The organism is Cupriavidus necator N-1 (assembly GCF_000219215.1).
Classification (GTDB): domain Bacteria; phylum Pseudomonadota; class Gammaproteobacteria; order Burkholderiales; family Burkholderiaceae; genus Cupriavidus; species Cupriavidus necator.
In genome coordinates, this window is sequence record NC_015723.1 from 1,391,219 (window position 1) to 1,403,871 (window position 12,653).

Below are 12,653 nucleotides of genomic sequence, written 5' to 3' on the forward strand. Positions count from 1 at the left end.
GGCGCCCTGGTTGCGCGCTGAATCGGACCCTCGTCAGTCGACTTCGCTGTGCGGTTCGGGCGCTTGCGATGCCGGGGGCTGCTCCTCAGGTGCGCGCACGGCGGACCGCGCTGGCCGCCAGTAGCACCGTCAGTCCGACCGCGAACAGCGGCCCCGCCCTGGCTGCAGTGACGGCATGCATGGCCTCCATCTCCCACGACGCCATCACCCAGGCCACCACGCCGATGGCCAGCCAGCCGTCATCCACGAAAAGCCCCATCACTCGTTTGAAGAGATGAACCATTGCCAGCGCAACCACGGCGAAAACGCCGATCAGTGCCAGGATTGCCCAGTCTTCACCCAACCACGACAGGCCGATGCCCTCGCCTGCCCAGAAGGTGCCGAAAGCCGCGAGCATGACACCGACGCCGAACTTGAGGGCATTCTCCGGAACATTGGCCAGCGGCCGATGCAGCCACACGCCGAGCGCCACCACCGCAAGCAACGCCAGGCCGGCACCGCCTCGCTGGTCGAGTTCGTGGAGGCACTCACCATCGTGCCGCCGTTGCAAAGCTGCATGGCGGCGCCCTTGAACTGACCGACAATCACCCGGGGTTGAGGGCAACGCTGGTCCTCTTCTCTTAGAGATCGCACTGGGGGAGGGGCGTGATCTCCCCTGCCGATCACGCAGCGCGTGTCGCGGCCACTGCCCTGATTTCGACAAAGAGCGACCGCCTGGCCAATGCGGCCACGCCGAGGATGGTCCAGGAAATAGCCTCACTGCTACGCTGCCCTGCCCTCAGGATCAATGCTGACTCGCCCCGGCAGCGCCAATCCCGGTCATCGCACGCACGAACTGCGCACCATAGCGCTGGCGCTCCGTGCTGGCCTGGGTGGAGCGGTCCAGCACCGACGCCAGCCAGGCGCTGGCGAAGGCCAGCGTCATCGAGAACAGCGCCGGGTTGGCATACGGGAAGATCGCCTTGTCATGATGCAGGATGCCCACCCAGACCGTCGGGCCCAGCACCAGCAGCGCCACCGCCGACACCAGACCGGCCAGGCTGCCCGCCACCGCGCCGCGCGTGGTCAGGCCTTTCCAGAACATCGACAGGAACAGCACCGGGAAGTTGACCGAGGCCGCGATCGCCAGCACCAGGCCGGACAGGAAGGCGATGTTCTGCTTCTCGAACATCACGCCCAGCACCATGGCCAGCACGCCAATCACGAGCGTGGCCGCCTTGGACACCCGGATCTCATCCTTCTCGTTGGCCTGCCCGCGGCGGAACACGTTGGCATAGAGGTCGTGCGAGACTGCCGAAGCGCCCGACAGGGCCAGGCCCGCCACCACCGCGAGGATGGTCGCGAACGCCACCGCCGAGATAAAGCCCAGGAAGAGATCGCCGCCGATCGCATGCGACAGGTGCACCGCCACCATATTGCTGCCGCCGATGATCTTGCCGGCCGCGTCGCGGTAGGCCGGATCCGCCCCCACCATCACGATCGCACCGAAGCCCACCACCAGGATCAACACGTAGAAGTAGCCGATGAAGCCGGTGGCGTAGAGCACGGACTTGCGCGCCTCGCGGGCGTCGGCCACGGTGAAGAAGCGCATCAGGATGTGCGGCAGGCCCGCGGTGCCGAACATCATGCCCACCCCCAGCGAGATCGCATCGATGGGATTCGACACCAGCCCGCCCGGCGACAGGATCGCCAGCCCCTTGTCATGCACCTTCGCCGCGCCGGCGAACATGGCTTCCGGGCTGAAGCCGAAATACGCCAGCACCATCACGGCCATGAAGGTCACGCCGCCCAGCAGCAGCGCGGCCTTGATGATCTGCACCCAGGTGGTGGCCAGCATGCCGCCGAACATCACATAGAGCACCATCAGAAGGCCGACGATCACCACGGCGGACTCATAGCTGGTGCCGAACAGCAGCTCGATCAGCTTGCCGGCGCCGACCATCTGCGCCACCAGGTACATGATCACCACCGTCAGCGTGCCGCAGGCGGCGGTGATCCGCACCGGCTTCTGCGCCAGCCGATATGACACCACGTCGGCAAAGGTATAGCGACCAAGGTTGCGCAGCCGTTCGGCGACGATGAACAGGATGATCGGCCAGCCGGCCACCACGCCCAGCGCGTAGATCAGCCCGTCATAGCCCTTGTCGAACATCATCGCGGAGATGCCGAGGAAAGAGGCCGCGGAAACCATGTCGCCGGCAATTGCCAGTCCGTTCTGGAAGCCGCTCAGCCCACCCCCGGCGGCATAGAAGTCGGATGCCGAGCGCGTGCGGCGCGCCGCCCAGCGGGTAATGCCGAGCGTGAACAGCACGAACAGCAGGAACATCACGATGGCGCTCCAGTTCAGCGGCCGCGGCGCGGCATCGCCCTGGATTGCGGGTGCCGCCGAGGCGGCCATGCTGGCAAGCCCGAGCAGGGCCGCGCACAGGTAACGGTTGGCGGGCTTCATGCCTGGCACTCCTTGCGCACGCGTTCGTTGAGCGGGTCCAGGTCGCGGTTGGCCCGGTACACGTAGATCCCGGTCAGCAGCACAGCCGAGACGATGACGGCCACGCCGACGGGAATTCCCACGGTCATCACACCTGCGCCGAGCGGCGTGCCGAGCGTGGCCGGCGAGAACGCCAGCAGCAGGATAAAGCCGAAGTAGATCACCAGCATGACCAGCGTCAGCGACCAGCCCAGGCGGGTCCGCCCGTTGGTCAGCCGGATGAAATCGGGGTGGTTCTGGATGGTTTCCAGTTGTCGCGCGTCCATGGTGGTCTCCTTTGGCGCAGGGGGCGCGGCGCCTCTGGGTGAGCGCCATCGTTGGATGAATTGCTGCGGCGTTGAATCTGCCGGCGGTTTGCTCCCCTCTCCCGCAGGCGGGAGAGGGGAGCGTTTGCCACGGGTGTTGGTAGAGGACAGTGCTTCAGATCGCCCCGACCGGCTGCTCGTGCGTGACCTTCGGCCGCATATCGAGCACCCGCCGCGCCTTGCCCACAGTGGTGCGCTCGATGCCGTCCGCATCCACCACCTGCACGCGCGTGGTCACGCCCACGTAGGTCTTGATCTGCGCCTTCAGCTCGCGCTCCAACGTCGCGCGATCGTCGGCGCAGAGGGCTGCCGAAGGTCCGGGCCGCGCTTCGACCCGAACTTCCAGCTTGTCCAGGTGGCCGTCGCGGGTCACCACCAGCTGGTACTGCGGCGCCAGGGCCGGCGTCTTCAGGATTAGCTCCTCGATCTGCGACGGGAACACATTGACGCCGCGGATGATCAGCATGTCGTCCGAGCGGCCGGTGATCTTGCCGATGCGGCGCATCGAACGCGAGGTGGGCGGCAGCAGGCGCGTCAGGTCGCGCGTGCGGTAGCGGATCACCGGCAGCGCTTCCTTGGTGAGCGAGGTGAACACCAGTTCGCCCTCTTCGCCATCCGGCAGCACCTCGCCGGTCACCGGATCGATGATCTCGGCGTAGAAGTGGTCTTCCCAGATCACCGGGCCGTCCTTGCTCTCGATGCATTCGCATGCGACACCCGGCCCCATGACTTCAGACAGTCCGTAGATGTCCACCGCGTCGATACCGGCGCGGGCCTCGATCTCGGCGCGCATCGCATCCGTCCACGGCTCGGCGCCGAAGATGCCGACCTTGAGCGAGCTTTCCGACGGATCCATGCCCTGGCGCTCCATCTCCTCGATCAGGTTCAGCATGTACGACGGCGTCACCATGATGATGTTGGGCTGGAACTCGCGGATCAGCTGTACCTGTTTCTCGGTCTGCCCGCCGGACATGGGGATCACCGTGCAGCCGGCCTTCTCGGCGCCATAGTGGGCACCCAGGCCGCCCGTGAACAGGCCATAGCCATAGCTGACATGGACCAGGTCGCCGGCGCGGCCGCCGGCGGCGCGGATGGAGCGCGCCACCACGCTGGCCCAGGTATCGATATCCTTCGCGGTATAGCCGACCACGGTCGGCTTGCCCGTGGTGCCGCTCGACGCATGCACGCGCGCCACCTTCTCGCGCGGCACAGCGAACATGCCGAAGGGATAGTTGTCGCGCAGGTCCTGCTTGGTCAGGAATGGAAACTTCGACAGGTCTGACAGCGACTGCAGGTCGTCCGGATGCACCCCGGCCGCATGGAAGGCCTTGCGGTAATGCGGCACGTTGTCGTAGGCATGGCGCACGCTCCATTTCAGCCGTTCCAGCTGCAGCGCCTGCAGTTCGTCGCGGCTGGCGCGCTCGATCGGCTCCAGCTCGTTGGGGTTGGGGATGCGTTGAACCATTGTCTACTCCATCATCGTTATGATCGCGCCGCATACGTATTTGGGGGCCGGCGCCGGGTACTGCGACTGCTAGCTAGTACATCAGATATGGGAACGGCTCTGCACCACGCGGAAGCGGTTGGCGACGAAGGCCGCATCCGACAGCGAGGCATTGGCTGCCGGGTTGGCGCCGGTGGCATGGAAGTCGCTGAACGCGGCCGACTGGTTGACGAACACGCCCCCGGTCAGGTTCAGCGACAGGGCCACGCCCGCGTCCTCGGCGGCATCGCGGATGGCCTCATTCACGCCGGCATCGGTGGTGTAGGCCGACAACGTCAGTGCGCCATGTTCCTTCGCGCCGCGGTGCGCCAGCGCGATGCTGTGCGCGGTGTTGTCGGTGGCGACGATGAAGGAGATCGGGCCGAACAGCTCCTGCATGATCTTGCCCTCGTCGCTGGCGTCCACCTTGAGCACCAGCGGCGTGCGGATGCGCGCGCCGGGGAACTCCGGGTGCTCCAGCACGCGGCTGTCGGCGACGATCTCGCCCAGTGCGCGCGACGATTCGATGCGCTGCACCACCCCGTCGTTCTGGATCGCGCCCAGCAACTCCACCGCCTTGGCCGCATCGCTGGTGAGCCTGACCACGCCCTCCCCGATCGCCGCGGCCACCTGGTCGAAGCTGAGGTGCCCTTCCGGCGTGTCGATGCCGTCCGTCGGCACATAGATGTTCTGCGGTGCCGTGCACATCTGGCCCGAGTACAGCGCCAGCGAGAACGCGATATTGCGCACCATGCCCTTGAAGTCGCCGGTGGAGTCGATCACGATCTGGTTGACGCCGGCCTTCTCGGTATAGACCTGGGCCTGGTGCGCATTGCGCTCCAGCCAGTCGCCATTGGCGCTGCTGCCGGTGAAGTCGATCAGGCGCACTTCCGGGCGCAGCGCTAGCGTGGACGCCATGCGCTCGGTCGGGTCGTTGGCCACCAGCGTGACCAGGTTGGGGTCGAAGCCGGCTTCCTGCAGCACCTCGCGCGCCACCTCGACGGTGATCGCCAGCGGCAGGATCGCGCCCGGGTGCGGCTTGACCACCACCGCGTTGCCGGTCGCCAGGCTGGCGAACAGGCCGGGATAGCCGTTCCAGGTCGGGAAGGTGCAGCAGCCGATCACCAGGCCCACGCCGCGCGGCACCACGCTGTAGCGCTTCTCCATGCGCAGCGGCTCGTTCTTGCCCTGCGGCTTCTCCCAGATGGCCTGCTTCGGGATGCGGCGCATCTCGTCCCAGGCGTAGGCAACGGCTTCCAGCCCGCGGTCCTGCGCGTGCGGGCCGCCGGCCTGGAAGGCCATCATGAAGGCCTGGCCGGTGGTGTGCATCACTGCGTAGGCAATCTCGAAGCTGCGGCGGTTCAGGCGCTGCAGGATTTCCAGCGACACGCCGACCCAGGCTTCCGGCCCGGCCTTGCGCCAGGCCGGCATGCCTTCGGCCACGCCGGCAAAGAGCTGGTCGAGGTCGGGCTTCGGATAGGTGATGCCCAGTTCCGCGCCGTAGGGCGAGACTTCCTTGCCCGCTTGGCCGACGGTGCCCGGCTGCGACAGCGCGAACGGGCGGTTCAGGCGGGCCTCAAACGCAGCCTTGCCGTCGGCGTTGGCGGTTTCGCCATAGACCCTGGGGCTCGGCATTTCGGTGAACGGGCTCCAGTAGCCGCGCTCGGCAATGGCTTGGGTGGCTTGTTCCAGCAGCGCCTGGTGGCGTTCAAAAAACAGATGGGACACGGCTTGCTCCGGGGGCAGAATGATTTGTGTATGGGTCGGGACGGCAGCAGGAAACGCCTCAGGTTTCCTGGTCGAAGTCGATCACCAGCTTGTCGCTGACGGCGTAGCTCTGGCAGCTGAGGATGAAGCCGCGCGCGACTTCGTAGTCCTCCAGCGCAAAGTTGACGTCCATGTCGACCTCGCCTTCGATGCGCTTGCAGCGGCAGGTCGAGCAGACCCCGCCCTTGCATGAGTAAGGCAGCTCGATGCCTTGCGCCAGCGCGGCATCCAGCACCGTCTCCTTGTTCTTCTCCAGCGTGAAGGAACGCGTGCGGCCGTCCTGGATCACCGTCACCTCGCACTGCTGCTGACCCACCTGCTTGTGCGCATGCGCGGCCGGGCGTGCCGAGGGGATGCTGGTGGCAAACAGCTCGCGCTTGATGCGGGCCTTGTCCACGCCGTTGTCGAGCAGCGCCTGCGACACCTCCTCCATCATCGAATGCGGGCCGCAGATAAAGGCGATGTCGATGTCCTGCGGCTTGACCCAGTGCTTGAGCAAGGCATTGACCTTCTCGCCGTCGATGCGGCCGTTGAAGAGGTCGATATCCAGCTGCTCGCGGCTGAGCACGAACACCAGGTTGAAGCGCTGCAGGTAGGTGTCCTTCAGGTCTTCCAGCTCTTCCTTGAACAACACGGAAGACGAGGCGCGGTTGCCGTAGAACAGCGTGAAGCGGCTTTCCGGCTCGGCCTGTAGCGTGGTCTTGATGATCGACAGCATCGGCGTGATGCCGCTGCCGGCGGCAAATGCCACGTAGTGCCTCGCTTGCGCGGCAGACAGCGGCACGTGGAAGTGGCCGGATGGCGGCATCACCTCCAGCTTCATGCCGGGCTGCAGCTGTTCGTTGGCCCAGTTCGAGAACAGGCCGCCGTCGACGCGCTTGATCGCCACGCGCAGCTGCGCGTCCTGCACCGCCGAGCAGATCGAGTACGAGCGGCGCACGTCCTCGCCGCCGATGCCGGTGCGCAGCGTCAGGTGCTGGCCCTGGATGTATCGGTAGGTGTCGGCCAGTTCATCCGGCACGGCAAAGGTCACGGCCACGGCATCGCGGGTTTCGCGGGTGACCGAGGCCACGGTCAGTTCATGGAATTTGCTCATCTCACTACCCCGGTCAGGTTCAGTGCGCCTTGAAGTAATCGAACGGTTCCTTGCAGTCGCCGCAGCGGTACAGGGCCTTGCAGGCGGTCGAGCCGAACTGGCTGACCAGCCGCGTGTGCCGCGAGCCGCAGTGCGGGCAGGCCACCACCAGCGCAGGCGCCACCTTGCGGCTGATGCCGCTGATGTCGATCACCTGCTGGGCCGGCGGCGCAATGCCGTAGCCGCCCAGGCTGGCCTTGCCGCGCGGCGTCATCCAGTCGGTGGTCCAGGCCGGCGCCAGCTGCGTCCGCACGCGCACGCTGGCGATGCCCTGCGCGGCCAGCGTGCGCTCGATCTCCTCCCGGATCACGGTCATGGCCGGGCAGCCGGAGTACGTCGGGGTGATGGTGACGATGCAGGCGTCGTCCTCCCATGCCACGTCGCGCACGATGCCCAGATCCACCACCGAGATCACCGGGATCTCGGGATCGGGCACCGTATCGAGCCAGGTCCAGACCTGCCCGATGGCCGGGCGTGCGATGGCTTGCGCAGTCATGGCGTTCACCAGCTGGCGCCCGGATAGGCGCGCTGCAGGAATTGCATTTCGGCCAGCAGGTAGCCGAGGTGTTCGGTATGGCGGCCGTGGCGGCCGCCGCTCTGCGACCACGTCCCGGCAGGCAATTGCAGCGTGGCTTCTTCCAGCACTGCGGCCACGTGGCGCTGCCACGGTTCGGCCAGTGATGCGGGGTCGGGCACCACGCCGTCCTGCACCAGCGCGGCGTCGCCCGCGTCGGACTCGAACAGCTCACCGCTGAACATCCACAGGTCGTCGAAGGCATCCTGCATGCGGCGGTGGCTCTCTTCGCTGCCGTCGCCCAGGCGCACCACCAGGTCGGCGCTGCGGCGCACGTGATAGGTCACTTCCTTGAGCGACTTGGCGGCGATCTCCGCGATGCGAGCATCGGTCGAGCGCTGCAGCCCGTCGAGCAGGAAGTAGTGCCAGGTGTCGAACAGGAACTGCCGCGCCAGCGTATCGGCATAGCTGCCGTTAGGCTGCTCCGCAAGCAGCAGGTTGCGGAACTGGTGCGCGTCGCGCAGGTAGGCCAGCTGGTCGGCGGTGCGGCCGGCGCCCTCCACTTCCGCGGCGTAGCCCAGCCACAGCCGGGTCTGGCCGATCAGGTCGAGCGCGACATTGGTCAGCGCGATGTCCTCTTCCAGCGCCGGGCCGCGGCCGCACCATTCCGACAGGCGCTGGCCGAGGACTAGCGTGGAATCGCCGAGGCGCAGCAGGTATTCGAGCTTGTGGTTGTCCATCATGCGGGCCGTATCAGATGTGCTTGACGGCTTCCGGCATCGGGAAGAACGTCGGGTGGCGGTAGACCTTGCTGTTGGCCGGCTCGAACAGCGGGCCCTTGTCGCCGGGGCTGCTGGCGACCACGTCGCCGGCCTTCACCACCCAGACGCTGACGCCTTCGTTGCGGCGCGTGTAGACGTCGCGCGCGTTATTGATCGCCATTTCGCCGTCCGGCGCGTGCAGGCTGCCCACGTGCTTGTGGGCCAGGCCGTGCTGGCTGCGGATAAAGATCTCCCAAAGCGGCCACTCTTTCATGGCAACCTCCTGTGTCATTGCGTTGGATGGATGGCGGCGCCGCGCGCCGCGGTGTCAGGCGGCGGCCCGCTGCGCCTGCTTGTCGGCGTGGGTCACCAGGGCATCGCGGAACCACGCGCCCTCTTCCCAGGCCTTGACGCGGGTGCGCAGGCGGTCGCGGTTGCACGGGCCGTTGCCCTGGATGACGTTGTAGAACTCGGACCAGTCGATCTCGCCGAAGTCATAGTGGCCGCGCTCCTCGTTCCACTTCAGCTCGGGATCGGGAATGACCAAACCCAGGTACTCGGCCTGCGGCACGGTCTGGTCGACCATCTTCTGGCGCAGCTCGTCGTTGGAGAACAGCTTGATGCGCCATTGCATGGATTGCGCGCTGTTGGGCGAATCGCCGTCGGACGGGCCGAACATCATCAACGCCGGCCACCACCAGCGGTTCAGCGCGTCCTGCGCCATCTGCTTCTGCTCGGGCGTGCCGTTGCACAACGACAGCAGGATGTCGTAGCCCTGGCGCTGGTGGAACGACTCTTCCTTGCACACGCGCACCATGGCGCGCGCATACGGGCCAAACGAGCAGCGGCACAGCGGCACCTGGTTGATGATGGCCGAGCCGTCGACCAGCCAGCCGATCATGCCGATATCGGCCCAGCTCAGCGTCGGGTAGTTGAAGATGCTGGAATACTTGGCCTTGCCGGTGTGCAGGTCGCCCAGCATCTGGTCGCGCGACACGCCCAGCGTCTCGGCCGCGCTGTAGAGATACAGGCCATGGCCGGCCTCATCCTGGATCTTGGCCAGCAAGACTGCCTTGCGCTCTAGCGTCGGCGCGCGGGTGACCCAGTTGCCTTCCGGCAGCTGGCCCACGATTTCCGAATGCGCATGCTGTGAGATCTGGCGGACCAGGGTCTTGCGATAGGCCTCGGGCATCCAGTCCTTGGCCTCGATCTTGATCCCGGCATCCACGCGCGCCTGGAACTCGCGTTCCTGCGGCTCCATTTCTTCCATGGCGCGAAGCCTCGTCGCTCCTGTCTCCACCAGCTGTGCGTACATCCTTTGCTCCGCTCTTGGTTGCTCTGAATCGGGGTCTTGACCTGCATCAACATCATCAGTTGCAACGGATGGTAGTGATACAATTTGATTCAATCAATCGGCGTTTGTGTATCACTTAAAGGGGCAGGCCAATGGCGACGTCAGGCACCGATCCGGTTTCTCCGCGCGTGGCGCGGTTGGCACGCGGGCTGAAGCTGGGCGCCAATTCCATGCTGGTGACCTTGTTCGGCGATGTGGTGGCGCCGCGGCCCCAGGCCATCTGGCTGGGCAGCCTGATCCGGCTGGCGGCGCCGTTTGGCATCAATGACCGGCTGGTGCGAACCGCCACCTTCCGCCTTACCGCCGACGACTGGCTGGCCGCTACCAGGATCGGGCGGCGCAGCTACTACGGGCTGTCTGACGCCGGTTTGCAGCGTGTACTGCACGCCGGCAAGCGCATCTACGCCGGTGAGGCATCCGAATGGGACGGCCGCTGGACCCTGGTGATGGTGCGCGGTGACGTACGCGCCACGGTCCGGCAGAAGCTGAAGCGGGAATTGCTGTGGGAGGGCTTCGGCGCCATTGCGCCAGGGGTGATGGCCCACCCCAATGCGGACCTCGCCTCGCTGCGCGAAATCATCCAGGCCGCGCGCGCGCAGGACGATGTGGCGGTGATGGAGGCAAGCAGCCTCGAGGCGTTTTCCATCCGGCCACTGCAGGCGCTGATGCACCAGACCTTCAAGCTCGGCGACGTGGCCGCTGCCTGGCAGGCACTGCTGCGCCGCTTTACGCCGCTGGCCGAAGAGCCGGCCGGGCTTGCTCCGGCCGATGCCTTCTTCGTGCGGACGCTGCTGGTGCATGAATACCGGCGCGTGCTGCTGCGCGACCCCAACCTGCCTGAAGCGATGCTGCCGCAAGACTGGCCCGGCCGCACCGCGCGCGGCTTGTGCCACACCCTGTATGGGGCGTTGCTCGACGCCAGCGAAGACTACCTGCACCGCGTGGTGGAAGCGGCGGACGGTTCGCTGCAGGATGCCAACCGGAGCCTGCGCCTACGCTTTGGGGCCGGCGCGCAGGCGGCCGGCGGCAATTAGCCGGGCATCGGGGGAATCCCGGCTGCGAGACTGTGCACGGAATCACCCGTCCTTGAAGAGGAAGCTGTAGGCGTTCAGCGCCGGCACCCCGCCCAGGTGAGCAAAGAGGACTTTCGATCCTTGCGGAAACTCGCCGCGACGGACCATGTCGATCATGCCCTGCATGGACTTGCCCTCATAGACCGGGTCGGTCATCATGCCTTCCAGCCTGGCGCTGAGGCGGATGGCTTCCAGGGTGCCCGCCGAAGGCAGGCCGTATTCGGGGCCGCCATAGCGGGTGTCCAGCACCACGTCCGCTTCAGTGATGTCGCGGCCGAGGCCGACCAGCTCCGCGGTATGGCGTGCGATGCGCAGGATCTGCGCGCGCGTCGGTTCCGGCCTGGCCGATGCATCGATGCCGATGACCCGGTCCGCACGGCCGTCGGCAGCGAATCCCACCACCATGCCCGCCTGGGTGCTGCCGGTGACCGAGCAGACGACGATGTAGTCGAAGCTGAAGCCGAGCTCGGCTTCCTGCTCCCGGACTTCCTCGGCGAACCCTACGTAGCCGAGACCGCCGAGCGGGTGCTCCGAGCAGCCTGCCGGAATCGGGTAGGGCTTGCCGCCCGCCTTGCGCACGCTCTCCATGGCATCTTCCCAGCTTGGGCGAATGCCGATGTCAAACCCTTCGCTGACCAGGCGCACGTCGGCCCCCATGATGCGCGACATCTGGATGTTGCCCACGCGGTCATAGACCGCGTCTGAGTAGTTGACCCAGTTCTCCTGCACCAGCACGCACTTCAGCCCCAGGTGGGCCGCGATGGCGGCAACCTGGCGCGTGTGGTTCGACTGGATCCCGCCGATCGAGACCAGCGTATCGGCGCCCTGCGCCAGGACGTCGGGAATGACGTATTCGAGCTTGCGCGTCTTGTTGCCGCCAAAGGCAAGGCCGCTGTTGCAGTCCTCGCGCTTGGCATAGAGCTCGACCTTGCCACCCAGGCTTTCGCTCAGCCGCGATAGCGGATGGATCGGCGTCGGGCCGAAGGTCAGGGAATGACGCGGAAATTGCTTCAGGTTCATGACTGGCTCCAGGTTGTGGTTGGCATGCGGGCGCCCGGCAGCCGCAAAGCCCGGCATTCGCACGGAAGCTGCGCGACGCCGCATCTGGAATCATCATAAGAACGCTGGGACGAAAGGTGCTTGCAAAGATCTGCGAGTTCTTGCACGATAAAAAGGCCGGAAGCACCAGAAAATTCTCTTTATTCCGTAGAAATGGCCACATCCAGAATAAAATTTCGTACGAAATCCGAGACCTCCCCGCAGCCCGCGCCGGTGCTGGATCGCACGGACAAGGCCATCCTCCGCGCCTTGCAGCGCGATGCATCCATCTCCAACCTGGCCCTGGCGGCCAAGGTCAGCCTCAGCCCGCCCGCATGCCTGCGCCGCGTGGAACGCCTGAAGGCGGATGGCCTGATCCGCGGCGTCGTGGCGCTGCTGAACCCGGCTCCCCTGGACGCGGGGATGCTGGTCATCATCGGGGTCGTGCTGGACAGGTCCACGCCCGAGTCGTTCGCCGCCTTTGAGAAAGCGGCGCAGAAGGTGTCAGGCTGCATGGAATGCCATGAAGTCACCGGCGAGTTCGACTACATCATGATGCTCAGGACGAAGGACAGCGAGAGCTTCAACCGCCTCCACGCGGAGCAGTTGCTCTATCTGCCGGGCGTGCGGCAGATTCGCTCGTTCATGGTGCTCAAGCAGGTGCTGTCGACGACGCAGTTTCCGATTTGAGGATCGGGCTGGATCCGGCTGCGCGGACGAAGAGAGGAGACAGGG

Annotated in this window: 14 protein-coding genes; 3 read left to right on the top strand and 11 right to left on the bottom strand. The window is 66.1% G+C overall.

Going from position 1 to position 12,653, the window contains the following annotated elements:
- Positions 1-85: 85 nt before the first annotated feature.
- On the bottom strand, positions 86-460 hold the full coding sequence (locus CNE_RS24475) for a hypothetical protein (protein ID WP_193351067.1): 375 nt from the start codon (positions 458-460) through the stop codon (positions 86-88).
- On the opposite strand from CNE_RS24475, the gene CNE_RS42750 reads away from it, so the two are divergent.
- Positions 449-577 carry a hypothetical protein gene (locus tag CNE_RS42750; RefSeq protein ID WP_269148719.1) on the top strand — a complete coding sequence of 43 codons (129 nt, stop codon included), beginning with the start codon at positions 449-451 and terminating at the stop codon, positions 575-577. The two genes, CNE_RS24475 and CNE_RS42750, sit on opposite strands and share 12 nt — an antisense overlap.
- A 207-nt stretch (positions 578-784) precedes the next feature.
- On the opposite strand, the gene CNE_RS24480 is transcribed toward CNE_RS42750, so the two are convergent.
- The 9 genes from CNE_RS24480 to paaA all read right to left on the bottom strand — a co-directional run bounded on the left by CNE_RS24480 (position 785) and on the right by paaA (position 9,768).
- The gene (locus CNE_RS24480) at positions 785-2,449 is read right to left on the bottom strand and encodes a cation acetate symporter (RefSeq protein ID WP_013952973.1); all 1,665 of its coding nucleotides are present in this window, start codon (positions 2,447-2,449) and stop codon (positions 785-787) included.
- Positions 2,446-2,754 (bottom strand): DUF485 domain-containing protein, encoded by a 309-nt coding sequence (locus CNE_RS24485; RefSeq protein WP_013952974.1) that lies wholly within the window; start codon positions 2,752-2,754, stop codon positions 2,446-2,448. The genes CNE_RS24480 and CNE_RS24485 overlap by 4 nt, the downstream gene beginning before the upstream one ends.
- Positions 2,755-2,908: 154 nt before the next feature.
- A complete protein-coding gene (gene paaK, locus CNE_RS24490; protein WP_013952975.1) occupies positions 2,909-4,258 on the bottom strand; it encodes a phenylacetate--CoA ligase PaaK in 1,350 nt (449 codons plus the stop codon).
- Between the two features lie 81 nt (positions 4,259-4,339).
- Positions 4,340-6,004, bottom strand: coding sequence for a phenylacetic acid degradation protein PaaN (gene paaN / locus CNE_RS24495; protein WP_013952976.1), 1,665 nt, complete (start codon positions 6,002-6,004; stop codon positions 4,340-4,342).
- Positions 6,005-6,062: 58 nt separating this feature from the next.
- Positions 6,063-7,139: a 1,2-phenylacetyl-CoA epoxidase subunit PaaE gene (gene paaE / locus CNE_RS24500; RefSeq protein WP_013952977.1), complete on the bottom strand. Its 1,077-nt coding sequence runs from the start codon at positions 7,137-7,139 to the stop codon at positions 6,063-6,065.
- 19 nt (positions 7,140-7,158) lie between these two features.
- Entirely contained in the window at positions 7,159-7,674 is a 516-nt protein-coding gene (gene paaD, locus CNE_RS24505) for a 1,2-phenylacetyl-CoA epoxidase subunit PaaD (protein ID WP_013952978.1), read from the bottom strand.
- A 5-nt stretch (positions 7,675-7,679) separates the two neighbouring features.
- On the bottom strand, positions 7,680-8,435 hold the full coding sequence (paaC, locus tag CNE_RS24510) for a 1,2-phenylacetyl-CoA epoxidase subunit PaaC (protein ID WP_013952979.1): 756 nt from the start codon (positions 8,433-8,435) through the stop codon (positions 7,680-7,682).
- Between the two features lie 10 nt (positions 8,436-8,445).
- Positions 8,446-8,727 (bottom strand): 1,2-phenylacetyl-CoA epoxidase subunit PaaB, encoded by a 282-nt coding sequence (gene paaB, locus CNE_RS24515; protein ID WP_010809321.1) that lies wholly within the window; start codon positions 8,725-8,727, stop codon positions 8,446-8,448.
- 54 nt (positions 8,728-8,781) lie between these two features.
- Positions 8,782-9,768 carry a 1,2-phenylacetyl-CoA epoxidase subunit PaaA gene (gene paaA / locus CNE_RS24520; protein ID WP_013952980.1) on the bottom strand — a complete coding sequence of 329 codons (987 nt, stop codon included), beginning with the start codon at positions 9,766-9,768 and terminating at the stop codon, positions 8,782-8,784.
- A gap of 131 nt (positions 9,769-9,899) precedes the next feature.
- Here paaA and paaX point away from each other — a divergent pair, with 131 nt between their 5' ends.
- On the top strand, positions 9,900-10,841 hold the full coding sequence (gene paaX, locus CNE_RS24525) for a phenylacetic acid degradation operon negative regulatory protein PaaX (protein ID WP_013952981.1): 942 nt from the start codon (positions 9,900-9,902) through the stop codon (positions 10,839-10,841).
- A gap of 42 nt (positions 10,842-10,883) precedes the next feature.
- Here paaX and CNE_RS24530 read toward each other — a convergent pair whose 3' ends face one another.
- Positions 10,884-11,900 (bottom strand): 1-aminocyclopropane-1-carboxylate deaminase, encoded by a 1,017-nt coding sequence (locus tag CNE_RS24530; RefSeq protein WP_013952982.1) that lies wholly within the window; start codon positions 11,898-11,900, stop codon positions 10,884-10,886.
- Positions 11,901-12,092: 192 nt separating this feature from the next.
- Here CNE_RS24530 and CNE_RS24535 point away from each other — a divergent pair, with 192 nt between their 5' ends.
- A complete protein-coding gene (locus CNE_RS24535) occupies positions 12,093-12,608 on the top strand; it encodes an Lrp/AsnC family transcriptional regulator (RefSeq protein WP_013952983.1) in 516 nt (171 codons plus the stop codon).
- Positions 12,609-12,653 lie beyond the last annotated feature (45 nt).